Raw genomic sequence first — 23352 nt, forward strand, 5'->3', positions numbered from 1 at the left:
CGCAGCGGCTCACTGCGGCTCGACCACGACCGCGGTCCCGTAGCAGATCACCTCGGTGAGGCCGGTCATGATCTCGGTGGCGTCGTAGCGCATGCCGATGATCGCATTGGCGCTGCGCTGGCGCGCGTGCATGACCATGTCGCGGTAGGTCTCGGCGCGCGCCTGCTCGCACAACTCGGTGTAGATCGTGATGTTGCCGCCGAACAGGCTCTGCAGGGCGCCGAAGAAATTGCCGACGATCGAGCGTGAGCGCACGGTGATGCCGCGTACCACGCCGATGCTGCGCACGATGCGATAGCCGGGCAACTCGAATGCGGTGGTGACGAGTGCGTCGTTGAGCACGGTCACGTTGCCGCGACCGGCGGTGGCGTTGAAGGTTTCGACCATGAACTGTTTCCGGCAGCTGGACTCGCGCGCAGCGTAGCCGACAATCACGGCGTTGCGGCGGGCGTGCTCGCGGCACGCGCGATCTCGCGTTCGGCCGGCTCGAACAGCAGCGCGGTGTACTGCTCGGGCACCAGCACGATCGCCGTGCCGGTGTCGACGTAGCGATCGCCATCGATCGCGTCGGTGGCGCCGAAACGCAGTTCGCGGTCATCCAGCCGCAGCAGCGCCTGCGGCGGCTGCAGCCCGATGCGCGCCGGATCGAGCGCGCCCGCGGCATGGCGGCGCAGCACCGGCGCAGTGGCGATCGCGAGCAGGCGCGCCACCGCAGCCTCGTCGGCGGGTGCATCGTGCGGGGCGCGCATCTGCCAATGGCCGGCAACGCGCTCGAATCGGCGCGGCGTGCAGCCGCGGCACTCGACGGCGAAGCGGTGCACGCCGGCCGGGTCGATGTCGGTCAGCGGCTCGTGTGCGGCCGCACGTTCATGCCGCAGCTGCAGCTGGACGAGCACGCCGAGCCCGATGCAGAGCGCGAGGAGCAACAGCGGTGCACGCAGCCGGCGACGCATCGTCACTGCCGGCGCCGACGCCAGGCGATGCCGAGCCCGGCCAGCACGAGCGCCAGCGGCAGGCCCACCAGGAACACCAGCGCGAGCGTGGTGAGGGCGCGCTGCGACAGCGCGAGCTCGCGATCGGGCGCGCTGCGATCGGGCACGACGATCTGCGCATCGTCACCGAGCAACCAGTCGAACACGCGCTGGCCGAACTCGCGGTTGCCGCCGTTGCCGAGAAAGCTGTTGGCGAGGAAATCGCCATCGCCGAGCACGACGATGCGCTGTTCGCGTCGGCCCGGCAGCGGCGACAGGCGCGTGAGCGCAAAGCCCAGGTCGAGCGGACCCGGGATTTCGCCGGCATCGCCGTCCTGGCGGATCGTGCCGGCATCCTCGCCGGCCTGCGGGATATGGCCGGTCTCGTTCCACGAGCGGTTGCTCGTGCGCAGCAGCGGCGCGAACGCGAACGGTGCGCCGCTGATCTGCGCCAGCGCAGAGGCTTGCGGAAACAGCGTGGTGAGCACGAACCCTTCGGTGATCGCGTGCGGCGGATAGCTGGCGATCGCGACGAAGCTCGGATCGGACAGACCGAACGCCTGGCCGCCGGCGTCGACCACGGTGCCGGGCAGCACGCGCACGCCGAGCGCGCTGGCGAGCCGATCGAGGCCGCCGCCTTCGGCCAGCGCCGGTTCGTCGGGTTCGATGAGCCAGAGCAGCGCGCCGCCGCGGTCGACGTAAGCGACGAGGGCCGCGGCCAGCGCCGGCGCCAGCGCGACCTTGGGATTGGCGATCACGACGAGGTCGGTGTTGGCGGGCACCGTGCCGGTGCTGGCCAGCGGCAAGGCCACCGCCCGCACACCGCGCGCGGCCAGCGTGCCGACGAACTGGCCCAGGTCGGCATTGGCCTGCCCCAGCGGCGCCCGCTCGCCCTCGCCTTCGAGGAAGGCCACGATGCGCTCGCCGCTGCGCGACAGCCGCAGCAGCGCGCTCGAGAACTCGCTCTCGCCGAGTACCTTGAGTCGTTCGCTGCGACCGCGGTAGCGGATCTCGAGCTCACCATCGAGCGCCACGCCGGCCGCCCGCATCGCGGCCGGATCGGCGTCGGGATCGACGAAGCGCAGGCTGAGGTCGGGCTTGGCGCGGTGGTAGCGCGCGACGAAGTTGTCGATGACCTCGCGCAGGCCACCCTGCGCGCGCGCGTAGCTCACGACCTCGACCGGACCATCGAGCCGCGCCAGCAGCGCGCGCGTGTCGGCCGACAGGCTCGCCGAGTGGGCATGGCTCCAGTCGCCTTCGATGCCATGGCGCGTGCTGAGGAACGCGGCCAGCGTCGCTGCCAGCAGTACGAGCAGCACGAACAGCGCGTAGGCGAGGCGCTCCCTCATGCGGTGGCACTCGCGCGCAGGTCATCGAGCCGCCGCGTGGCGAGCGCGAGCGCGACCGTGGTGACGATGAGGAAGTAGACGATGTCGACGCTGGCAACGATACCGCGCGTGAACGGCACCAGATGCGTGGGCAGCGCGAGGTAATTGATGCCCGCGTTGGCGATGCCCTGCATGCGCGCGCCGGCGTCGACCACGCTGAGCAGGCCGGTCAGCGCGATCGCGGCGCCGGCCGCCAGCGCGGGTTGCGCCGCCCATGCCGAACAGGCGATCCCGATCGCCGTGAGCGCCGAGGCGTACAGGACGAGACCGAGCAGCGTCGCGGCGAGCTTGCCCAGGTCGAGCGTGGTGCCGGTACTCAGCGCCAGCGGCAGCAGTGCAATGAGCGCGATGAGCGCGAGCGCATAGCCGAGCGCGCCGAGAAACTTGCCCACGACGAGGCTGGCATTGCCCAGGCCACTGGCCAACAGCAGCGGCAAGGTGCCGGCGCGGCGCTCGCCGGCGATGCTGCGCATCGTCACCAGTGGCAGCACGAACGCGAGCACATTGGCCAGCGCATGCAGGAACGGCACCGCGACGAGGTCGGTCACGCCGGGCGCGTCCCTGACGCCGCCGAGGCGCGGCGCGATCGCCAGGTAGGCTTCGAGCGCCAGCAGGAACTGCCAGGCCATCAGTGCCAGCACCACGGCGCCGAGGATCCAGGCGAACGGTTGCACGAGCAGGCGCCGCCATTCGTGGCGCGCGATGAGCAGGGCGCCGCTCATGCGGCCTGCGCCGTGTCGCTGGCAGCGATCGCGAGGAAGGTCGCCTCCAGCGACGGGCTCGCTCGGCGCAGGCCGCACAGCGGTGCGCCGCGCGCCACGAGCGCGGCGATCAGCGCCGCGCCGCCCGTGCCGGCCGCGAGCCGCACCTGCCAGTGCAGCGCGTCGTGCTGCGCTGCCGCCGCGACGACGAGCGGCAGGCCCTGCCACAGCGTGGCGTCGACCGCGGTGCTGAACTGCGCCTCGTAGCGGTCGTCGGCCGCGGCGGCCACCGGCCCGACGTGACGCAGGGTGCCGCGATGCAGGATCGCCACCTCGTCACAGCAGGCAGCGACATCGGGCAGCACATGGGTCGATACGATCAGGGCGTGATCGTGGCCGAGGCTGCGAATGAGCTCACGCAGGCGCAGCGCCTGCACCGGATCGAGGCCCGAGGCCGGTTCGTCGAGCACGATGAGGCCCGGTTCGTGCACGATCGCCTGGGCCACACCGACGCGCTGGCGATAGCCCTTGGACAACGCGCCGGTCAGGCGCCGCGCCACCTCGCCGAGCGCACAGCGTTCGATGGCGCGCTCCACCGCGGCCGCGACCGCGCTGCGCGCCACGCCATGCAGGCGCGCGCAAAAACTCAGGTATTCGCGCGTGGTGAGCTCGCCGTGCAACGGCGGCGTCTCGGGCAGATATCCGATGTGGCGGCGCGCGAGCTGCGGCTGCTCGTACAGGTCGCGACCCTCGACCCGCACCTGGCCGCGGCTCGGCGCGAGCACGCCGCAGGCCATGCGCAAGGTGGTGGTCTTGCCGGCACCGTTGACACCGAGCAGGCCCAGGATGCGGCCACGCGCCACGCGCAGGCTCAGCTCGCGCACCACCTCGCGGCCAGCGAGCCGGCGACTGACCTGGGCAAGTTCGAGCATGGGCGCGGCGGTATTCATCAAGACGTGATTGTTGAAGTTTGTGGCCCGCAGCCGCAAGGGCCGGCCCGCAGAGGCGGGCGGCGCCACGGCGGCGCCGGCGGCGCTATAGTGGCAGGCCGTTCCCGCAATCGTGCCCCATGTCCATGCAAGATTCCCTGCTCGCGTTCGCCGCCCGTGGCCTCAGCCAGGGCTCGTGGACGAGCTGGCTCGTCTGGCTGCTCGTCACCACGCAGCTGACGATCTTCACCGTCACGCTGTACCTGCATCGCAGCCAGACCCACCGCGCGGTCGAGTTCCATCCGCTGGTCGCACATGCGTTCCGCTTCTGGTCGTGGCTGGGCACCGGCATGGTCACGCGCGAGTGGGTGGCGATCCACCGTCAGCACCATGCACACGTGGAAACGCCCGACGATCCGCACAGCCCGCAGGTGCAAGGCATCCGCACCGTGTTCTGGCGCGGCGCCGAACTCTATCGCGCCGCAAGCGCGCAGCGGCAGCGGATCGAGCAGTACGGGCGTGGCACGCCCGACGACTGGCTCGAACGGCACCTCTACACGCCGCATGCGAGCTGGGGCCCGGCGCTCATGCTCGTCATCGACGCACTGCTGTTCGGCGTGGTCGGTGTCGCGATCTGGGCCGTGCAGATGGTGTGGATTCCGCTGTGGGCGGCCGGCGTCGTCAACGGCCTCGGCCACTGGTGGGGCTATCGCAACTTCGAGACCGCCGACACCTCGACCAACCTGTCGCCGTGGGGACTGTGGATCGGTGGCGAGGAGCTGCACAACAACCATCACGCCTATCCGGGGTCGGCGCGCTTCGCGCTGCGCAAATGGGAGATCGACGCGGGCTGGCTCGTGATCGGCGGCTTGCGCCGCTTGCGCCTGGCCACGGTGCTGCGGGTGGCACCCGTGCTCGACATTCGCGCCAACGTGAACCTGCCCGATGCGGACACCGCCAAGGCGCTGCTCGCGCAGCGCTTTCGCGTCATGAGCGAGTATTGCCGCGAGGTGATCGTGCCGACCCTGCGCGAAGATGCGGCCCACGCCGGCGCCAACCTCAAGGCGCTGCCGCGCCGCCTGCGGCGCGCGCTCGGCAATGGCGGACGCTGGCTCGACGCGGCCTCGCGCGAGCGCATGGTTGCGTTCACCGAGCGCCTGCCGCGCCTGCATACCGTGTGCGAGTTCCGCGCCCGGCTGGCCGCACTGATCGAGCGCAACGGCCGCAACGCCGATGCACTGCTCGACGCGCTCAAGGACTGGTGCGGCGAAGCCGAAGCCAGCGGCATCCGTTCCTTGCAGGAATTCGCCGCCCAGCTCAAGGGCTACCGCCTCGCCGGCAGCGCGGCCTGAGCGCACCACGCGCGGCGCGGCCGCGCGGCCAGCAAGCCGCAGCTGGCGTCGGCCGCATCGACGAGCCGCCGTGGCGGCGGATCATGCCGTGGTCGGCGCGGCCGCCGCCGGATCGAGCCCGAGCACGACCTGGGTGGGCGTGCTCAGCGCGAGTTGCCAGCCGAGCCGAGTCGCCAGCCGATCGAGCAGGGCCGAGCCGGTGCCGACGTCGGCGCGCGCGCTGGCATGCTCGTGCAGTGGGGCCGGCTCGATCGCGGCCTCGAGGATGATTCGCGCCGGCTCGCGGCGCAGCCTCAGCGCGGCCTCCGGTCGTGCCGCGTGCAGGCGCCGCAGGAGCCCGGCCAGCAGCAGGACCGCCTCGCGGCGCGCCACGCGCAGCGTGCCGTTGGCCTCGATCCGAACGCGCGCCACCTCGCCGTCGGCAAACGCACATTCGACCGCCTCGCGCAGCACATCGGCGGCTGCCACCGTTTCCGCCTGCAGCGGGCGTCGCCGCGCCGCGGCGAGCATCGCCTCGAGCAGGCGCTGCATCTGCGCCACGCCACGTTCGAGCCGCTGCAGCGGCGCGTGTTGGCGCGGCACCGCCGCGGCATCGTCGGCCAGCACTTCGACGGCGCCTCCGATCACCGCAAGCGGCGTGCGCAGCTCGTGGCTGGCATCGGCCAGGAAGGCCTGCTCGCGCGCATCGGCGTCGACCAGGCGCGTCTGGTAGGCGTCGATCGCCGCCGCGAGCCGGCCGAGCTCGTCGTGACCGAAGCCGTCCGCGAGCCGCGTTGCCTGCGCCAGCACGGGCAGCGCCTCGACCTGCACCGCCAGCTCGCGCAGCGGGCGCAGCGCAATGCCGGCGATGAGCCAGGCGAGGATGCCGAACAGGGCCGTACCGAGCACGAGCATGAGGGCGACGAGCAGATGCAGATGCCGCTCCATGACCTCGATGTCGCCGAGATCGATCACGAACACGAGCCGCCCGGCGGCCGTGTCGAACACCCCGATGTGGATGTCGTCGTTGCCCGGATCCTCGTGCACGCCGGGCGCCAGCGCGGCATAGGCTGGCGGCAGGTCGGGCGCGTCGCTGGTGTAGCCGCGCAGGCGGTTGGTCTGCGGCAACGCCGCCGGCAGGCCATTGGCCAGGCGCAGGCCGTAGTCTTCGGCCTGGCCACGCAGGATCTCGTTGGCGACGATGTACTCGTAGTCCTCGGCCAAAGCGAGGACGACGAACGCGGCGAGCGCGCTCAGCACGAAGCCGAGCAGCACGGCCAGCCAGGTGAAGCGCGCGCGCAGCGGCAGCGGCGAGGTCATTGCTGCTCCATGAGCCGATAGCCAACGCCGCGCACGGCGTGGATCAGCGGCCGTGCGAACGGCTTGTCGACCAGCTGGCGCAGCTCATACACCTGGGTCTGCAAGGCCGCCGTGTCGGCGCCAGCCCGGCCCCAGGCGGCGTCGATGAGCCGTTCGTGCGAAACGATGCGCGGCGCTTCGCGCAGCAACGCATCGAGCAGGGCGCCCTGCAGGCGCGTCAGCGCGATCCGTCGACCCTCGCGCTCGGCCGACAAGGTGTCGGCGTCATAGGCCAGCGGACCATGGCAGAGCCGCTGGCCGTGGCCGCGGCCACGCCGCAGCAACACGCGGATGCGGGCTTCGAGCTCACGCAGCGCGAACGGCTTGACCAGGTAGTCGTCGGCGCCCTCGGCAAAGCCCCGCAGCTTGTCCTCGAGCGTGTCGCGTGCGGTGAGCATGAGCACGGGCACGCCGCGACCGGCCGCGCGCAGCCGGCGGCACAGCTCGAGCCCGTCCAGGCGCGGCAGACCCAGATCGAGCACGATCACGTCGAACCCGCCGGCGAGGGCACGCGCCAGGCCGGTGGCACCGTCGCCGCAATGGTCGACCTCGTGGCCACGACGTTCGAGGAAATCCCAGATGTTGGCGGCAATGTCGCGCTGATCCTCGATCAGCAGGACGCGCATGCCCGTCGTTGTTGCCTCAGTCATGTGCCTAGCCTGCCACCACGGCAACGCGCCGTGTTAACGAATCGCTGAGATTGGGCTGAGCGTCGGCAACGGACCACCCGTCAGACTGGGCACCTTGTTGCTGGATTGGCTGCGATGACCGGAATCGATTCCGTGCGCCACGGGCGCCTGCGCGTGCTGGCGTGGCTGGCTGCGTGCTTGCTTGCGCTCTCGACACTGACTCGCCTCGTGCTGCTGATCGCCACCGGGCACGGCGTGCCGGCGACCGCTGGCAACTGGCTGTACCTGTTCGGCGTCGGCCTCGGTTACGACCTCGTGAGCCTGGTCTATTTCGCCTGGCCACTCGTGCTGCTGCTGTGGCTGCTGCCACGCGGCTGGCTGTTGCGCCGGCGTGGCCGCTGGCTGGTCGGCGGGCTGTGCCTGGTGCTGCTGCTCGTACTGCTGTTCGTGGCATTGGCCGAATGGACGTTCTGGGAGGAGTTCCAGGCCCGCTTCAACTTCATCGCCGTCGACTACCTCGTCTACACCACCGAGGTGATCGGCAACATCCGCGAATCCTATCCAGTGGGCTGGCTGCTGCCGGGTCTTGCGGGGGCGGCGCTGGGCCTGTTCGCGGCGACCGCGGGCTGGCGCCGCGTGACGATCGACAGCGCCGGCTTCGGTCGGCGCAGTCTCGTGGTCGGCATCTGGCTCGTGCTGAGCGTGCTGGGTACCTGGCTCGTCAGTGGCGACCTCAAGGATCGCACGACCAACACCTACGTCAACGAGCTGGCCGGCAACGGCATCTACCAGTTCTTCGCGGCCTATCGCAGTGCCTCGCTCGACTATGCGCGCTACTACCGCACGGTGCCGATCAGCGAGGCCTGGGCGCAGGTGCGCACGCAAGTGGCCACACCGGAGGCGACGTTCTACGGAGCGACCGGCATCGCGCGCCACATCGAGGCGACGCGCCCGCAGCAACGCCTCAACGTGGTGCTGGTGAGCGTGGAGAGCCTGTCGGCCGAATACTCGGGCACCTATGGCCGCCCCGTCAGCCTGACACCACGGCTGGACGCGCTGAGCGCCGCCAGCCGCGTCTACGACCAGCTGTGGGCGACCGGCACGCGTACCGTGCGCGGACTGGAGGCGCTGTCGCTGTCGGTACCGCCGACACCGGGCGAATCGATCGTCAAGCGCGAACACAACGAGAACCTCGCCACGCTCGGGCAGGTACTGCGCGACCAGGGCTACCACTCGATGTTCCTGTATGGCGGCTACGGTGCCTTCGACAACATGAACTACTACTTCGCGCACAACGGCTACGACGTGCGCGACCGCAGCGACATCGCCGCCGGCGATATTCACCACGCCAACATCTGGGGGGTGGCCGACGAAGACCTCTACACGCTGGCGCTGCGCGAGTTCGACGCCGATGCCGCTGCAGGCAAGCCGTTCTTCGCCCATATCATGACCACCTCCAACCATCGCCCGTACACGTTTCCAGCCGACCGCGGACCGTGGCCGCAGGGCAAGCGCGAGAGCGCGGTGGCCTACACCGACTGGGCGATCGGCGATTTCCTCGACCGCGCCCGCAACAAGCCGTGGTTCGCCCACACCGTGTTCGTCATCACGGCCGACCATTGCGCCTCCAGCGCGGGCATCGCCGCGCTGCCGGTGTTCCGCTATCACATCCCGCTGTGGATCTACGCGCCGGGCGGCCAGATCGCACCGGGCCACGATGCGCGCACGATGAGCCAGATCGACATTCCGCCGACGCTGCTGGGCCTGCTCGGGGTGAGCTACGCCAGCCAATTCTTCGGCGTCGACATGGCGCAACTGCCAGCCGGCCGCGAGCGCGCGTTCATCGGCACCTACCAATTGCTCGGCTATCTGCGCCACGACACGCTGGTCGAGCTCGCGCCGCACCGCAAGGTCGCGACACTGCAGCCGGCCTACGTGTGGGACACGCCGCAGCCGCCGCTGCCGGAGGATCCGGCGCTCACGCTGCAGGCGATCAGCTACTACCAGACTGCGGCCGCCGCATTCGCCGACGGCTCGCTGCAACAGGCCGCGCTCGAGCGCGCCGCCGGCCACCCCTGAGGATTCCACGATGCCCTCGAACGACCTCGTCCGCGATGCCGCCGCCCCGCTGGCCAAGGTGCCGCAAGTCACGCTGCTGTTCTGGATCGTCAAGATCGCGGCAACGACGCTGGGCGAGACCGGCGGCGATGCGGTGACGATGAGCTGGCTCGGCGAGACCACCAGCCAGCCCCATCCCTACGGCTATCTGATCGGCACCACGTTGCTGGCGGTGGTGTTCGCGGCCGCGGTCTGGCTGCAGATCCGCATGCGCCGCTTTCATCCCGCGCCGTACTGGTTCGCGATCGTCGCCAGCACCACGGTGGGCACCACCCTGGCCGATTTCGTCGACCGCTCGCTCGGCATCGGTTACCTGGGTGGATCGACCTTGCTGCTTGCGCTCGTGCTCGGATCGCTGTGGGCGTGGCGGCGCGCACTGGGCACGGTCGCGGTCGACAGCGTGACGGGGCCACGCGCCGAGGCCTACTACTGGTTCACGATCATGTGCTCGCAGACGCTGGGCACCGCGCTCGGCGACTGGACCGCCGACAGCGCTGGCCTCGGCTACGACGGCGGCATCGCCATCTTTGGCGCCGCACTGGCACTGGTCGCGGCGCTGCACCTGCTGCGCTGGGCGACCCCGACGCTGCTGTTCTGGGCCGCCTTCATCCTCACGCGGCCGCTGGGCGCCGTGCTCGGCGACTTCCTCGACAAGCCGCTCGCCCACGGCGGACTCGCGCTGAGCCGCTACGGTGCCACCGCAGTGCTGTTCGTGTTCATCGTGGCCTGCATCGCGTTGTTGCCATGGCGACCCGCGCAGCGCGCGCATTGACGGGCCGCAACGGACGCAAAAAAAAACCCGCCTCGCGGCGGGTTTTCTTGCTGACCTGCGGTGTTGCCAGCCGGTGCGCGCCGTCGCGACGCGCCGGACCGGCGCCGCCCATCGTCACTTGATCTTGCCTTCCTTGTACTCGACGTGCTTGCGCACGACCGGGTCGTACTTCTTGACCGCCATCTTTTCCGGCGTGTTCTTCTTGTTCTTGTCGGTGGTGTAGAAATGGCCGGTGCCGGCCGAGGAGATCAGACGGATCTTGTCGCGCTTGGATGCCATGGTTGCCTACTCCTCAGATCTTTTCGCCGCGCTTGCGCAGGTCGGCGAGAACGACTTCGATGCCCTTCTTGTCGATCGTGCGCAGTCCGTGACTGGACACGCGCAGGGACACCCAGCGCTTCTCGCTCGGCACCCAGAAGCGGCGCTCGTGCAGGTTCGGCAGCCAGCGGCGCCGGGTCTTGTTGTTGGCATGGGAAACATTGTTGCCGGACTGGAAACTCTTGCCGGTGACTTGGCACACCTTGGACATGGTCGAACCTCGCGGTGGACGATGCCGCCCTTGGCCAGGACGGCGGCGGCCCGGCGGCGACGTGGCGCCTTGCGATGCCGGAAGTGCTGCAGCACGGCGCGGGCGGATCGCAAGACCGCCTGTCCGCGCCAGCCCACAAGGGCCAGATAGCTGCAGCGAGCCGGGCTTTATAGCCCAATTTGGCGCACGCAGCAAGCCGGTACCGCGGCGCCCAGCCAGGCTGCCGCCGGACTGCGCCTGTCGCATTGCAGCATGCTGTTAAGCTCGGCCGATCCCTTGCCCGGGGGCCTGTCATGCCCACGACCCGACCCGCCGACCCCGAACCGACCGATCCCGCGCTGCGCGAGGACGTGCGTCGGCTCGGTGCGCTCGTGGGCGAGCTGCTGGTCGAGCAGCTGGGCACCGCGTTCTTCGAACGCATCGAGGTGTTACGCACGACCGCCATCGCGCGGCGCCGCGACGGGGTGGCGCTCGCCACATTGGCCGGCGCGCTGGCCGGCCTCGACGCGGCCAACGCGCAGGCGCTGGCGCGCGCGTTCTCGCTGTACTTCCAGGTCGTCAACGTGGCCGAACGCGTGCAGCGCATCCGGCGCCGGCGCGCCTACCAGATCGCCGGCGCCAGGCCGCAGCCCGACGGGCTGCACGACGTGCTGACGCGCCTGCGCGATGCAGGTGTCGGCGCCGACGTGCTGCTGGCGACGCTGCCGCGGCTCGACATCGAACCCGTGCTGACCGCGCATCCGACCGAGGTGTCGCGACGTGCCCTGCTCGAAAAGGAGCAGGAAATCGTCCGCACGCTCATCAACGGCCTGGTCGGACCACATACGCCGGCCGAGCGGCGCGCCGACTGGGCGCGCCTGCGCATGGCGCTAACCAGCGCCTGGCAGACTGCCGACACCACCCACGAGCGCCCCGGCGTGCTCGATGAACTCGACCACGTCGACTACTACCTCGCCGAACCGATCTATCGCGTGATCCCGGTGTTCTACGAGGCGTTCGAGCAGGCCATGGTCGACGTCTACGGCACCTGCCCCGCACTGCCGCGCATGGTGCGCTTCGCCAACTGGGTCGGCGGCGACATGGACGGCAATCCCAACGCCCATGCCGGCACCGCCGCGGCAACGTTGCGCCAGCAGCGCCGCGTGGTCATCAGGCGCTATCGCGCGGAATGCACCCAACTGGCGCAGTTGCTCAGCCAGACGCTCGACCGCGTCGGCGTGTCGGCCGCGCTGCAGCAACGGCTCACCGACTATCGTCAGCGCCTGCCGCAGGTAGCGGCAAGGATCCGCCCGCGGCATGCCAACATGCCCTATCGCTGCCTGCTGCAGTTCATCGGTGCGCGGCTGGCGGCGACCAGCCATGATGGCCCCGACGCCTACGCCGACGCCACCGAGTTCTGCCACGACATCCAAGCGATCGCCGACAGCCTGCGCGAGAACGCCGGCGCACACGCGGGCTGGTTCGCAGTGCGGCGCCTGCTGTGGCGCAGCCGCAGTTTCGGCTTCCATCTGGCGCGGCTCGACACGCGCCAGGACGCACGCGTGTACGCGCGCGTGCTCGCTGCCGCGCTCGGCCACTGGCCGGAAGCGGCCGATCGACGCGCGAGCCTGCTGGCGCCCTACGCCAGCGGCGCGCGCCGGCTGCCGGTCGCCGCCGACGATCGGGCGGTGGTCGAGGCGGTCGCCGTGTTCGCGACGCTGGCCGATGCGCGTGCGCGCCATGGCGATGACGCGCTCGGCCTGCACATCATCAGCATGGCCGGCTGCGTGGCCGACCTGCTCGGCGTGCTCGCGTTGGCGCGCGCCGCCGGTCTCGTCGACGACGCTGGCCACGTGCCGCTCGACATCGCGCCGTTGTTCGAGACGATCACCGACCTGCATGGCGCCGCCGAGACCTTCGGTGCGCTGCTGGCCGAGCCGGTCTACCGCGACCACTTGGCCGCGCGCGGCCAGCGCCAGGTCGTCATGCTTGGCTACTCCGACAGCGCCAAGGACGGCGGCATCCTTGCCGCACGTTTCGCGCTGCAACGCGCGCAGGTCGAACTGCTCGAGGTCGCGCGCAAGGCCGGCGTGCGCATCGAGTTCTTCCACGGGCGCGGCGGTTCGGTCAGCCGCGGCGGCGGCAAGACCTCGCGCGCCGTGATGGCGGCGCCGCGCGGCACCATCGACGGTCACCTGCGCGTGACCGAACAGGGCGAGATCATCCACCAGAAGTACGCGATCCGCGCACTGGCGCTGCGCACGCTCGAGCAGAGCGTCGGCGCGGTGCTGCTGGCGACGCTGCGCCCGCGCCCGCCCGAGCCGCGCGAGACACGCTGGCGCGAGGTCATGGGGGCGCTCGCCGCGCACGGGGAGCAGGCCTACCGCGAGCTGCTGCAGGCGCCCGCGTTCGCCACCTACTTTCGCAGCGCCACGCCTATCGACGTGATCGAACGCATGACGCTAGGCTCGCGCCCGGCGCGCCGCGGTGGCGCCAGCCTCGATGCGCTGCGTGCGATCCCGTGGGTTTTCGCGTGGACGCAGTCGCGCGCCGGCCTCACCGCCTGGTACGGCGTCGGCAGCGCGGTCGATCGGCTGTGCGCCGACGGCCACGAGGCCACGCTGCGCGAGATGGCGTGCGACTGGGCGTTCTTCCGCACCCTGCTCGAAGATCTCGAAATGCAGTTGGCCAAGTGCGATCTCGACATCGCCGAACGCTTCTCGCAGCTGGCCGGCCCACTGCACGAGCAGTTCTTCCCGCGCATCCGCGCCGAATTCGAGCGCAGCGTCGGCGGCGTGCTGCGCCTGCGCCAGCGTGGGCGCCTGCTGGCCGACGATGCGCGGCTCGCGCAGTCGATCGCACTGCGCAACCCCTACATCGATCCGATGAGCCTCGTGCAGGTGGATCTGCTGCGGCGCTGGCGTGCCGGCGAGGACGACGATGCTGAGCTGTTCGCGGCCCTCGCCGCCTCGGTGCACGGAGTCGCGCTGGGGCTGCAGAACAGCGGCTGAGGCTGGAGCCGCGCGCTCAGGCGGCGCTGCCGAAGAACATGAGGTAGACCAGGCGCCCGTTGGCGAGGCTGTCGCCAAAGCCCTCGCCCGCGCTGTGCCAGAACCACGGCCGCAGCAGCACGAGGCGGTTGAAGCGCATCGACGCGCTCATGGTCAGTTCCCACGCCGCGGTGTCGTTGCTGTCGCGCTCGATGATGTCCTGGTGCAACTCCTGCATCGAGGCGTAACCCATCGCATGCAGTTCCTCGAGGCTGGTCGGGCCGCGTTCGCTGTTGCTGCGCTTGTGGCGGAAGAAGTCGGTACCGCCGCGGCAATGCTCGGGCAGGGTGAGGTAGAGGATGCCCGACCAGTGCGACTGGTCCACGTGCACGCGTGCGCGCCCGACATCGCCGGCCAGCGTGATGCGGCACTTGGCATGCGACTGCGGCGGGTCGAGCAGCCGCAACGGTTCGCCGAGGATGCGCGACACCTGCGGCACGAGGCCATCGAGCTGGATGCGTTCGAGCGAGTTGCGGCCCGGGAACGCGCCATTCTGCGGCGGATAGGTCAGGCGCAGCGCGGCAGCGCGCAATGCGTGCGGATCGCTGAGGAAATCATCGACGATGACGATCGAGGTCGGCATGGCTTGCGCTCACAGTTCCTGCACGTCGCTGCGGCGCGAACGGCGGATCAGCCAGGCCACGCCGCGCAGGTCGGCGATGCCGACGAGGGCGCGGTTGAGGTTGTTGTACTTGGACACGCCTGCGCTGCGCGGACGGTGGTTGACCGGCACCGACTGCACCTGCCAGCCGGCGCGCTGCATGAGTGCGGGCAGGTAGCGATGCATGTGGTCGAAATACGGCAGGTCGAGGAAGGCTGCGCGCTCGAACAGCTTGATGCCGCAGCCGGTGTCGGGAGTAGCGTCGCGCAGCAGGCGCGAGCGGATCGCGTTGGCCCACTTCGAGGCCCAGCGCTTGCTGCCCGAATCCTGCCGCTTCACGCGCCAGCCCGCGAACAGCCTGATCGCATCGGAGGCGCCGGCGTCGCGGATCGCGAGCAGGCGCGGAATGTCGGCCGGATCGTTCTGGCCATCGCCATCGAGCGTGGCGATCCACGCCCCGCGCGCGGCCTTGACGCCATTGCGGATCGCCGTGCTCTGCCCGCACTGGCGGAGGTGGCCGATCACGCGCAGTTCGGGCGTGGTGTCCTTGAGCCGGCGCAGCACGTCGCGCGAGTCGTCGCTGCTCGCATCGTCGACATAGACGATTTCGAAGTCCACGCGACCACGCAGCGCAGCGACGATCTCGGCGACCAGCGGCGCGATGTTGTCGCGCTCGTTGTACACCGGCACGACCACGGACAGCTCGGACATCGATGCGGACTTGGACGGGAAAGGGGGCGATTATCGCAAAAGCCCGCACGCGCGGCGCCTGCCAGGCCGAGGCACGCGGTCGCAGGCGCCATGGCGCCGCCGCGGGCGCAACGCGCCGCGACGCCTACAGCGTCCCGCGCGCGGCCGTGCGCGGTCCTTCCAGCGCATTGCGCCAGGCCGCCTCGATGCCGTCGAAGTCGCGATCCTCGCGCGCGAGCATGACCAGCGCGCCGTCGGCCAGCGGCACGATGCGGCCGACCAGGCCGTCACGGTGGAAATCGACACAGGCATCGACCTTGCGCCCGCGCAGGTAGAGCACGCTGACCGGGCCGGCGGACGAGTCCATGACCATGTGCAGGCCATCGCTGCCGCCGACCGAGCAGTTGGCGAGATAGGCAATGCCGCTGGGCGGCGCTGCCAGCAGGTGCAGGCCGTGGGCGTCGAATGCCGCCTCGATTCTCGCTTCGGGCAGCGGCTGGCGGGCCTGCAATGCGGCCGCTTCGTGCTCCGCGGTCACGTGCGCGGTGGCCTGTGCCGGCAGCGAATGGGCATCGCGCCACTGCACGATGCCCAGCGCCAGGGCCAGCGCCGCCGCGGCCGCCAGCGCCAGCCACCGCGGTGCACGCCGGCGCCGCAGCGGCGCCGCAGCAGCGGCGCGACGCTGCGCCGCGATCAGCTGCGCGGCGAGGTCGACCGGCACCGGAACCGCCAGCGCAGCCGCGAGCGCCTGGCCGAAACCGGCATCGAAGCCGAAGGCACGCGCGCAGTCACTGCATGTCTGCAGGTGCTCCCAGACCAGCGCATCGCAGTCGGCGGCGGCCTGCAGTTGCCGCCGTACATCAAGGCAGTCCATCGTTGTCCTCCTGCGTGGCGCCTTCGAGCATCGCCTTGAGGCGTTGCCGCGCGCGGAACACCTGCGTCATCACGGCGGTTTCGGTGCTGCCGAGCTGGCGTGCGATCTCGGCTAGCGAGAAGCCGCCGAGCACCTGCAGCACGAGTGGCTCGCGGTACTTGGGCTCGAGCCTGGCGATCGCGGCGCGCAGCGCGGCCTGATCGTGCCGAGCTTCCGGTCCGGGGCCGGCATCGAGCAGGTCGAGATCGTCGATATCGACGCTCGGCATCGGCTTGCGCTCGTAAAGGCGCGCGTGTTCGCGGCGCAGGATCGTCAGCAGCCAGGCCTTGGCCGCAGCGCCATCGCGCAGGCTGTCGAGGGCGCGCCAGGCGCGCAGGAAGGTTTCCTGCACGAGATCCTGGGCCAGCGCCTCCTGGCCGCACAGCCAGTAGGCGTGGCGATAGAGTTCGGCCGAATGCGTGTGCACGAGTTGTTCGAATTGCGCCTGGTGTCGACCCAACGCAGTCGCAGACCGGCCAGTCGCGCCCGGGCTTGCATTCTCGCGCCTGCTCATTGCCCGCCCCCCTGTGCGTCACGCGTCTGGCCACCATCGGGCGGCGAGGACACACAGACCCGCGCCGGCAGCGGCAGTTCAGTGCCGCGTGGCCGTCGACCCTGCGCCGCAGGCGCTGCCGGCGCCGTCAGCGGATGCGGCCGAGAATGCCGTCGAGTTCGTCGAGGCTGTGGTAATGGATGACGAGCTTGCCGCGGCCGTTGCGCGCGTGCGCAAGCTGCACGCGCGTCGCGAGCCGCTCGGCCAGCTCGCGTTCGAGGGCGTCGATGTTGGGATCGCGGCGCGCTGCCGGCGCCGTGCTCTTGCCGGCCGCTGGCGCCGCGACGCGACGCGCGGCCTCCTCCAGCTCGCGCACGCTCCAGTCCTGTTCGGCGGCCTGCCGCGCCAGCGCGATCGCGCGCGCCGCGGGCTCGACCGCAGCGAGCGCGCGTGCATGGCCCATCTGCAACTGGCCACGATCGAGCAGGTCGCGGATCGGCGCCGGCAGTTCGAGCAGGCGCAGCAGGTTGGTGACGCTGGCGCGCGAACGGCCGATCGCATCGGCCGCATGCTGGTGGGTGAGGCCGAACTCGCCGATGAGGCGCTCGATCGCCTTGGCCTCCTCGAGCGGCGAGAGATCCTCGCGCTGGATGTTCTCGATCAGCGCCATCGCCACCACGGCCTGCTCGGGCACGGCCTTGACCAGCGCCGGCACTTCCTGCAGCCCAGCCTTGCGCGCGGCGCGCCAGCGGCGTTCGCCGGCGATGAGCTCGTAGCGGCCCTTGCCGGTCTCGCGCACCACGATGGGCTGGATCAGGCCCTGTGCCTTGATCGAGGCCGCCAGTTCGTCGAGCGCGCCTTCGTCGAAGTGCACGCGCGGCTGGAACTTGCCGGGCACGATCGCGGCGATCGCGAGCGTGCGCAGCTCGCCCTCGGTCTCGCCGCCCGCGGCGGGAGCACCGTCGCCGAGCAGCTCGTCGAGGCTGCGTCCGAGTCCGAGACCGCGTTTCCTGCTTGCCATGATCGGTAGCTTCCGTGGGGCGCGCTCAGGGCGCGGGCGCGGCACTGACGCGACGCATCATCTCGCCGGCCAGGCTCTGGTAGGCGAGCGCGCCGCGCGATTCGGGATCGTACAGGTTGATCGGCTTGCCGTGGCTCGGTGCCTCGGCCAGGCGCACGTTGCGCGGAATGATCGAGCGCAGCACCTTGTCGCCGAAGTGCTTGGTGAGCTGCAGCGAGACTTCGTTGCCGAGGTTGTTGCGGGTGTCGTACATCGTGCGCAACAGGCCATCGACCTCGAGGCCGGGGTTGAGCCGCATACGTACGGCCTTGATCGTCTTGAGCAGGTCGGTGAGGCCTTCCAGCGCGAAATACTCGCACTGCACCGGAATCAACACGCCATGCGCGGCGGTCAGTGCATTGATCGTGAGCAGGTTGAGCGTGGGTGGGCAGTCGATCAGTACCACGTCGTAGCGCTCGCCCAGTCGCGCCAGGTGTTCCTTCAGGCGCGACTCGCGCGCCAGCGCGTCCATGAGCTTGAGCTCGGCGGCGGTGAGGTCGGCGTTGGCCGGCAACAGGTCGAAGCCCGCCTCGGTGGTGACGATCGCCTTGTCGATCGGTGCCTCGTCGAGCAGCACCTCGCAGCCGCTGGGGCTGACGTCGCGCTTGTCGATGCCGGCCGCCATGGTCGCATTGGCCTGCGGGTCGAAATCCACCAGCAGCACGCGCCGCGACGGGCTGACCAAGGCCGCGGCGAGATTGACCGCCGTGGTGGTCTTGCCCACGCCGCCCTTCTGGTTGGCGATCGCGATGATGCGCGTCATGACTGGATCCGGGTTGCGGGAGCGCCGGCCGGCTGGCCGGAGCCGGCAATTATCACCACGCAGCGCTCGGCGTCCAAACCCGGCACGCTGAGCGCCTGCACGGCCTGCACCACGAAGGGTGCCGGCAGCGCGCCCAGTTCCTCGTCACCGACACGGCCCTTGAGTGCGAGCCAGCGACCACCCGGCGCGAGCAGGTGCCCGCCCCAGGCCAGCATGTCGGCAAGGCTGGCGAACGCGCGCGCGGTCACGCAGTCGTACTGCCCGGACAGCGCTTCGACGCGGCCCTCGACCACCTGCACGTTGGCCAGCCCGAGCTCGCGCACGGCGGCGCGCAGGAAGCGCGTCTTCTTGCCATTGGAGTCGACCAGCGTCACCTGCCGCTGCGGCGCGGCGATCGCGAGCGGAATGCCGGGCAGCCCCGGCCCGGTGCCGAGATCGACCAACGTGTGACCACACACCCACGGCGCCACCGCCAGCGAATCGAGCAGGTGGCGCGTGACCATCGCGGCAGGCTCGCGCACGGCCGACAGGTTGTAGGTGGCATTCCAGCGCGCGAGCAGCGCCACGTAGTCGAGCAGGCGCTCGATCGCGGCGGGCGGCAGGTCGCAATGCAGTTCGGCCAGCCCCGCGACGAGGCGCTGCCGCAGTGGCTCGCGGTCGGTCATGGACGGGGCGCAGCACTCGGGCCGCGCAGTATCGACCGCGCGCGCGGGCAAAATCCAGCGTCGTCAGTGCAGGTCGACGCGGGCGACGAACACGCCGCGTTCACGCAGGCGCGCATTGAGCGCCTGGCGCGTCCAGCGCGCACGCGCATCGACCGCAAGCGGAAAGTCGGCGCTGGCAACGAGCGCGCGGGTGTGCTCGCGCAGCACGCCGGCCAGGTCATCGAGCAGGCCATCGGCGCGTTCGACATCGAGCACCTGGTAGTACAGCGTCGCGCGCAGGCTGGCGCCGTCGCGTTCGAGGCCGTCCACGGCCAGCGTGGCGCCGGCCAGATCGATCTTGCGCGCGATGCGCTCGACCAGCGGCAGCACGAAGTGGGTGCCCGGACCGACGCGACGCATGTGGCCACCGAGGCGGCGCAGCGCGTAGACCTGCCCTTCGGGGATGCGCAGGACCGAACTCGCGGCCAAGGCCACGACTGCGGCAATGCACAACATCCAGAGCAAGGGCAGCAACATATCCTGATTACATGCGCGAACAATGAGTTAAATGACAAACTTCAGGTGCCCAATGGAACCACAGCAACGCCGACATAACAAGTATTTAACTGAATCCTTGCTGGCCGAGTGTCCACACGGAAGCATGCACGAAGCCTGCCAAGCCCACGGTCTGCGACCAAAGGCCACGATTGGCCGCAGCCGCGCGCGGTACAATCGCCGCTTTTCGCGAGCGGTCGCCGTCAATGGCCTATCCACACACCCGCCTGCGCCGCATGCGCCGCGACGCGTTTTCGCGTGCACTGATGCGCGAAACCGAGCTGTCGGCCAGCGATTTCATCCTGCCGGTGTTCGTGCGCGAAGGGCGTGACCTCGCCGAACCGGTGCCGTCGATGCCGGGCGTGGAGCGTGTTTCGATCGACCGCCTGTTGCGCGTGGCCGAGCAGGCGCAGCAACTGGGCATCCCGGCGCTGGCGCTGTTCCCGGTCACGCCGCCCGAAGCCAAATCGCTCGATGCGCGCGAGGCCTGGAATCCCGACGGTCTCGCCCAGCGCGCGGTGCGTGCGCTCAAGCAGGCCCATCCCGCGCTCGGCGTGATCACCGACGTCGCGCTCGATCCGTTCACCACGCATGGCCAGGATGGCCTCATCGACGAGAGCGGCTACGTCGTCAACGACGCGACCGTCGCGGCGCTGGTCAAGCAGGCGGTCTCGCACGCGCAGGCCGGTGCCGACGTGGTGGCGCCATCGGACATGATGGACGGCCGCATCGGCGCCGTGCGCAGTGCGCTCGAAGCGGCCGGTCTCGTGCACACGCGCATCCTGGCCTACTCGGCCAAGTACGCCTCGGCGTTCTACGGCCCGTTCCGCGATGCGGTCGGTTCGGCAGCGAGCCTCGGCAAGGGCAACAAGTACACCTATCAGATGGACCCGGCCAATTCCGACGAAGCGCTGCGCGAGGTCGCACTCGATCTCGAGGAAGGCGCCGACATGGTGATGGTGAAACCCGCCTTGCCCTATCTCGACATCGTTCGCCGCGTGAAGGAGCGCTTCGGCGTGCCGACCTTCGCCTACCAGGTCAGCGGCGAGTACGCGATGCTCAAGGCGGCGGCGGGCAACGGTTGGCTCGACGAGCGCACCTGTGTGCTCGAGGCGTTGACCGGCATCCGCCGCGCTGGCGCCGACGCGATCCTGACCTACTTCGCGCTCGATGCCGCGCGCTGGCTGCGCGAGGCCCACTGAAGCGCGGCAGCGTCCGCAGCACGGCCGCGCCGGATGCGCTGCCGCAACCGCGACAGGGAGCGAACCCAAGCGGCATGGCGGGGCAGCGGCGCGGCGCAGGCCCGACGTCATGCGGCAATCCAGCGCACGGTCGCAGCGACGACCGGCGATCGAGGCCCCATCGCAACCCCGACGATTCCATGACCCCGGCATCCACGACTTCCCGCCTCGCCCTGTTCGGCCAACCGGTGGCGCACTCGTTGTCGCCGCGCATCCATGCCGCGTTCGGCGCGCAGCTCAACATCGCCGTCGACTACCGCGCGATCGAAGCCGGGCACGCGGAGTTTCCGGCGGCATTGGCCGACTTCGCCCGCGCGGGCGGCATCGGCGCCAACGTGACACTGCCGCTCAAGCTCGACGCCTTCGCGCTGTGCACGAGCACGAGCGACCGCGCGCGTCGCGCCGGCAGCGTCAACACGCTCATCCTCGATGGCAGCAGTTGGCGCGGTGACAGCACCGACGGCGCGGGCTTGCTGCGCGACCTGCGCCAGCGCCACGGTTTCGATCCGACCGGCCGGCGCGTGCTGCTGCTCGGCGCCGGCGGCGCTGCGCGCGCCGTGGCCGCCGCGTTGATCGAGGTTGGCGTGCACGATCTCATGATCGTCAATCGAACGCGCGTGCGCACGATGGAACTGACGCGCAGCCTGGCCAGCGACTGCGTGTTTTCCTGCGATCTTGCCAAGGTCGAGCTGCTGGACGACCAGTACGACCTCGTCATCAACGCGACCTCGATCGGCCACGGCGGCACTACGGTCGCGCTGCCGCCGCGCCTGCTGGCGCGCGATGCACTGTGCTACGACCTGTCCTATGGCCGCATCGCGCAGCCGTTCATCGACTGGGCGCGCGCCGCCGGCGCGGCCAACGTGTGCGACGGCATCGGCATGCTGGTGGAACAGGCGGCCGAAGCCTTCGAACTGTGGCATGGCGTGCGGCCCGCCACCGCCGCGATCCACGCGATGGTCGCCACCCCGGCATGAATTGCCGCGCCGGCTGCGGCGCCTGCTGCATCGCGCCCTCGATCTCCTCGCCGATACCGGGCATGCCGGCTGGCAAGCCGGCTGGCGTGCCCTGCGTGCAACTGCAGCACGACTTCAGCTGCGCGATCTTCGGCTCGCCCCTGCGCCCGGCCGTATGCGCGGCGCTGCGACCGACTCCATCGATGTGCGGCGCCAGCCGCGCTCAGGCACTGGCGACGCTGGCTGCGCTCGAGGTCGCCACCGCGCCGCCGCGCTGATGCAGCGGCGCGCGCCCGGCTGGTCGCCACCGCGGCCAGCGCGCACAATCGCGTCGACGCAAGGCGGGCGGACACGATGGATCACGCATTCTGGTTGCAGCGCTGGCGCGAGGGCCGGATCGGCTTTCACCGCAACGAGGTCATGCCGCTGCTGCAGCGGCACTGGGACTCGCTTGCGCTGGCGCGCGGCAGTCGCGTGCTGGTACCGCTGTGCGGCAAGTCACTCGACATGATCTGGCTCGCCGCACAGGGATACCGCGTGCTCGGCGTCGAGCTGTCAGCGTTGGCGATCGCGCAGTTCGCGAGTGACAACGCGCTGGCGATGCAGGTGCATGCGTCGCCGCTGGGCAGGCACCACGTCGCCGGCGCCATCGAGATCATCGAGGGCGACGCCTTCGCGCTCGATGCGGCGACGCTGGCCGACTGCCAGGGCGTGTACGACCGCGCCGCGCTGATCGCGCTGCCGCCGGACTTGCGCGAAAGGTATGTCGACGAGCTCCATGGCCGCCTGCCGACCGACTGTCGCGGCCTGCTGATCACGCTCGAATACCCGCAGGCCGAGAAGCAAGGCCCGCCGTTCTCGGTCGAGGAGGTCGAGGTGCGCACGAGCTTCGGTCCGCGCTGGGACGTCGCGCTCGTCGAGCGGCGCGACATCCTCGCGCACGAGCCTGCGTTCGCGGCCGAAGGTGTCAGCGCACTCTCGACGGCGGTGTACCGCCTGCAGCGCAAGGACGGCGACCGGGCCGGCGCCCGCTAGCGACCGCCCGCGGGCGGTGCCTGCCGGGACGCCACGCCCCGGCGTCGCGCCGGTGGTCTTCGCTCGCCATCGGCGTAGCATGGCTGGCTTGCACGCGGCGCCGGCGTGCCACTGCCAGTCAACATCGCACGGAGGATCGACCATGCAACCACGCCTCGACTACAAACAGGCGTCTCCCGCAGCGTTCAAGGCGCTGCTGCACACCGAGCAACAGGTGCATGCCTCCAGCCTCGAGGCGTCGCTGATCGAACTGGTCAAGACGCGCGCCTCACAGATCAATGGCTGCGCCTACTGCCTCGACATGCACACCAAGGACGCGCGTGCGCAAGGCGAGAGCGAACAGCGCCTGTATCTGCTCAACGCCTGGCGCGAAGCACCGTTCTACAGCGATCGCGAGCGCGCCGCGCTGGCCTGGACCGAAGCCGTCACCGAAATCTCGGTGCACGGCGTCAGCGATGGACTCTACGAACAGGTGCGCGAGCATTTCGACGAGCAGGCCATTGTCGACCTGACCCTGGCCGTGATCGCGATCAACGGCTGGAACCGCATGGCGATCGCGTTCCGCTCCAAGGTCGGCGACTATGTGAGTCCGCACGGCAAGGCACGCTGAAGGCGCCCTCGCCCTGCCCCACCACCCCGAGGGTC

General features: G+C 70.3%; 26 protein-coding genes. 9 read left to right on the forward strand and 17 right to left on the reverse strand.

What is annotated here, in order from left to right; genetic code table 11:
- Positions 1-9: 9 nt before the first annotated feature.
- Genes KF903_RS05205 through KF903_RS05225 form a run of 5 tightly spaced genes read right to left on the reverse strand, consistent with a single transcriptional unit; the run spans position 10 to position 4010 of the window.
- Positions 10-387, reverse strand: coding sequence for a YbjQ family protein (locus tag KF903_RS05205; RefSeq protein ID WP_291211939.1), 378 nt, complete (start codon positions 385-387; stop codon positions 10-12).
- A gap of 44 nt (positions 388-431) precedes the next feature.
- A complete protein-coding gene (locus tag KF903_RS05210) occupies positions 432-953 on the reverse strand; it encodes a DUF4340 domain-containing protein (protein ID WP_345777733.1) in 522 nt (173 codons plus the stop codon).
- Between the two features lie 2 nt (positions 954-955).
- Positions 956-2320, reverse strand: a complete 1365-nt coding sequence (locus KF903_RS05215; protein ID WP_291211944.1) for a DUF4350 domain-containing protein — start codon at positions 2318-2320, stop codon at positions 956-958.
- The gene (locus KF903_RS05220) at positions 2317-3081 is read right to left on the reverse strand and encodes an ABC transporter permease subunit (protein ID WP_291211946.1); all 765 of its coding nucleotides are present in this window, start codon (positions 3079-3081) and stop codon (positions 2317-2319) included. Before KF903_RS05220 ends, KF903_RS05215 begins: the two co-directional genes overlap by 4 nt.
- Positions 3078-4010: an ABC transporter ATP-binding protein gene (locus KF903_RS05225; RefSeq protein ID WP_291211949.1), complete on the reverse strand. Its 933-nt coding sequence runs from the start codon at positions 4008-4010 to the stop codon at positions 3078-3080. Before KF903_RS05225 ends, KF903_RS05220 begins: the two co-directional genes overlap by 4 nt.
- 125 nt (positions 4011-4135) lie before the next feature.
- On the opposite strand from KF903_RS05225, the gene KF903_RS05230 reads away from it, so the two are divergent.
- Positions 4136-5341, forward strand: a complete 1206-nt coding sequence (locus tag KF903_RS05230; protein WP_291211951.1) for a fatty acid desaturase — start codon at positions 4136-4138, stop codon at positions 5339-5341.
- 81 nt (positions 5342-5422) lie between these two features.
- Here the strand turns inward: KF903_RS05230 and KF903_RS05235 are convergent, their stop codons facing one another.
- The gene (locus KF903_RS05235; RefSeq protein ID WP_291211954.1) at positions 5423-6640 is read right to left on the reverse strand and encodes a HAMP domain-containing sensor histidine kinase; all 1218 of its coding nucleotides are present in this window, start codon (positions 6638-6640) and stop codon (positions 5423-5425) included.
- Positions 6637-7305, reverse strand: coding sequence for a response regulator transcription factor (locus KF903_RS05240; protein WP_291211956.1), 669 nt, complete (start codon positions 7303-7305; stop codon positions 6637-6639). Before KF903_RS05240 ends, KF903_RS05235 begins: the two co-directional genes overlap by 4 nt.
- A 138-nt stretch (positions 7306-7443) precedes the next feature.
- Here KF903_RS05240 and KF903_RS05245 point away from each other — a divergent pair, with 138 nt between their 5' ends.
- Together KF903_RS05245 and KF903_RS05250 are read left to right on the forward strand one after the other, a co-directional pair.
- Positions 7444-9387 (forward strand): LTA synthase family protein, encoded by a 1944-nt coding sequence (locus KF903_RS05245; RefSeq protein ID WP_291211958.1) that lies wholly within the window; start codon positions 7444-7446, stop codon positions 9385-9387.
- Between the two features lie 10 nt (positions 9388-9397).
- Positions 9398-10198, forward strand: a complete 801-nt coding sequence (locus tag KF903_RS05250; RefSeq protein ID WP_291211961.1) for a hypothetical protein — start codon at positions 9398-9400, stop codon at positions 10196-10198.
- 114 nt (positions 10199-10312) lie between these two features.
- Here KF903_RS05250 and rpmG read toward each other — a convergent pair whose 3' ends face one another.
- Entirely contained in the window at positions 10313-10477 is a 165-nt protein-coding gene (rpmG, locus tag KF903_RS05255; RefSeq protein ID WP_131995653.1) for a 50S ribosomal protein L33, read from the reverse strand.
- Positions 10478-10490: 13 nt separating this feature from the next.
- Positions 10491-10727: a 50S ribosomal protein L28 gene (rpmB, locus tag KF903_RS05260; RefSeq protein ID WP_291211968.1), complete on the reverse strand. Its 237-nt coding sequence runs from the start codon at positions 10725-10727 to the stop codon at positions 10491-10493.
- Between the two features lie 293 nt (positions 10728-11020).
- Between rpmB and ppc the strand changes: the two genes are divergently transcribed.
- On the forward strand, positions 11021-13717 hold the full coding sequence (gene ppc, locus KF903_RS05265; RefSeq protein ID WP_291211971.1) for a phosphoenolpyruvate carboxylase: 2697 nt from the start codon (positions 11021-11023) through the stop codon (positions 13715-13717).
- Between the two features lie 16 nt (positions 13718-13733).
- Here the strand turns inward: ppc and KF903_RS05270 are convergent, their stop codons facing one another.
- The 8 genes from KF903_RS05270 to KF903_RS05305 all read right to left on the reverse strand — a co-directional run bounded on the left by KF903_RS05270 (position 13734) and on the right by KF903_RS05305 (position 19457).
- The gene (locus KF903_RS05270; RefSeq protein WP_291211974.1) at positions 13734-14339 is read right to left on the reverse strand and encodes a DUF6445 family protein; all 606 of its coding nucleotides are present in this window, start codon (positions 14337-14339) and stop codon (positions 13734-13736) included.
- Between the two features lie 9 nt (positions 14340-14348).
- Entirely contained in the window at positions 14349-15068 is a 720-nt protein-coding gene (locus KF903_RS05275; RefSeq protein WP_291211976.1) for a glycosyltransferase, read from the reverse strand.
- A gap of 124 nt (positions 15069-15192) precedes the next feature.
- Positions 15193-15921: a DUF3379 family protein gene (locus tag KF903_RS05280; RefSeq protein ID WP_291211978.1), complete on the reverse strand. Its 729-nt coding sequence runs from the start codon at positions 15919-15921 to the stop codon at positions 15193-15195.
- Positions 15908-16474, reverse strand: a complete 567-nt coding sequence (locus KF903_RS05285) for a sigma-70 family RNA polymerase sigma factor (RefSeq protein ID WP_291211980.1) — start codon at positions 16472-16474, stop codon at positions 15908-15910. Before KF903_RS05285 ends, KF903_RS05280 begins: the two co-directional genes overlap by 14 nt.
- A 127-nt stretch (positions 16475-16601) precedes the next feature.
- A complete protein-coding gene (locus KF903_RS05290) occupies positions 16602-17474 on the reverse strand; it encodes a ParB/RepB/Spo0J family partition protein (protein WP_291211984.1) in 873 nt (290 codons plus the stop codon).
- Between the two features lie 25 nt (positions 17475-17499).
- On the reverse strand, positions 17500-18276 hold the full coding sequence (locus KF903_RS05295) for an AAA family ATPase (protein ID WP_291211987.1): 777 nt from the start codon (positions 18274-18276) through the stop codon (positions 17500-17502).
- Positions 18273-18941 carry a 16S rRNA (guanine(527)-N(7))-methyltransferase RsmG gene (gene rsmG / locus KF903_RS05300; RefSeq protein WP_291211990.1) on the reverse strand — a complete coding sequence of 223 codons (669 nt, stop codon included), beginning with the start codon at positions 18939-18941 and terminating at the stop codon, positions 18273-18275. The genes KF903_RS05295 and rsmG overlap by 4 nt, the downstream gene beginning before the upstream one ends.
- A gap of 63 nt (positions 18942-19004) precedes the next feature.
- A complete protein-coding gene (locus tag KF903_RS05305; protein ID WP_291211992.1) occupies positions 19005-19457 on the reverse strand; it encodes a hypothetical protein in 453 nt (150 codons plus the stop codon).
- Between the two features lie 224 nt (positions 19458-19681).
- Here KF903_RS05305 and hemB point away from each other — a divergent pair, with 224 nt between their 5' ends.
- From hemB to KF903_RS05330, 5 genes are all read left to right on the forward strand, one after another.
- On the forward strand, positions 19682-20677 hold the full coding sequence (gene hemB, locus KF903_RS05310; protein ID WP_291211995.1) for a porphobilinogen synthase: 996 nt from the start codon (positions 19682-19684) through the stop codon (positions 20675-20677).
- A 179-nt stretch (positions 20678-20856) separates the two neighbouring features.
- Positions 20857-21693 carry a shikimate dehydrogenase gene (gene aroE / locus KF903_RS05315; protein ID WP_291211998.1) on the forward strand — a complete coding sequence of 279 codons (837 nt, stop codon included), beginning with the start codon at positions 20857-20859 and terminating at the stop codon, positions 21691-21693.
- On the forward strand, positions 21690-21950 hold the full coding sequence (locus tag KF903_RS05320; RefSeq protein ID WP_291212000.1) for a YkgJ family cysteine cluster protein: 261 nt from the start codon (positions 21690-21692) through the stop codon (positions 21948-21950). The genes aroE and KF903_RS05320 overlap by 4 nt, the downstream gene beginning before the upstream one ends.
- Before the next feature lie 76 nt (positions 21951-22026).
- Positions 22027-22707 (forward strand): thiopurine S-methyltransferase, encoded by a 681-nt coding sequence (locus KF903_RS05325; RefSeq protein ID WP_291212003.1) that lies wholly within the window; start codon positions 22027-22029, stop codon positions 22705-22707.
- Between the two features lie 142 nt (positions 22708-22849).
- Positions 22850-23317, forward strand: coding sequence for a carboxymuconolactone decarboxylase family protein (locus KF903_RS05330; RefSeq protein WP_291212006.1), 468 nt, complete (start codon positions 22850-22852; stop codon positions 23315-23317).
- Positions 23318-23352: the final 35 nt, after the last annotated feature.

The sequence above is a fragment of the Dokdonella sp. genome, assembly GCF_019634845.1.
Classification (GTDB): domain Bacteria; phylum Pseudomonadota; class Gammaproteobacteria; order Xanthomonadales; family Rhodanobacteraceae; genus Dokdonella_A.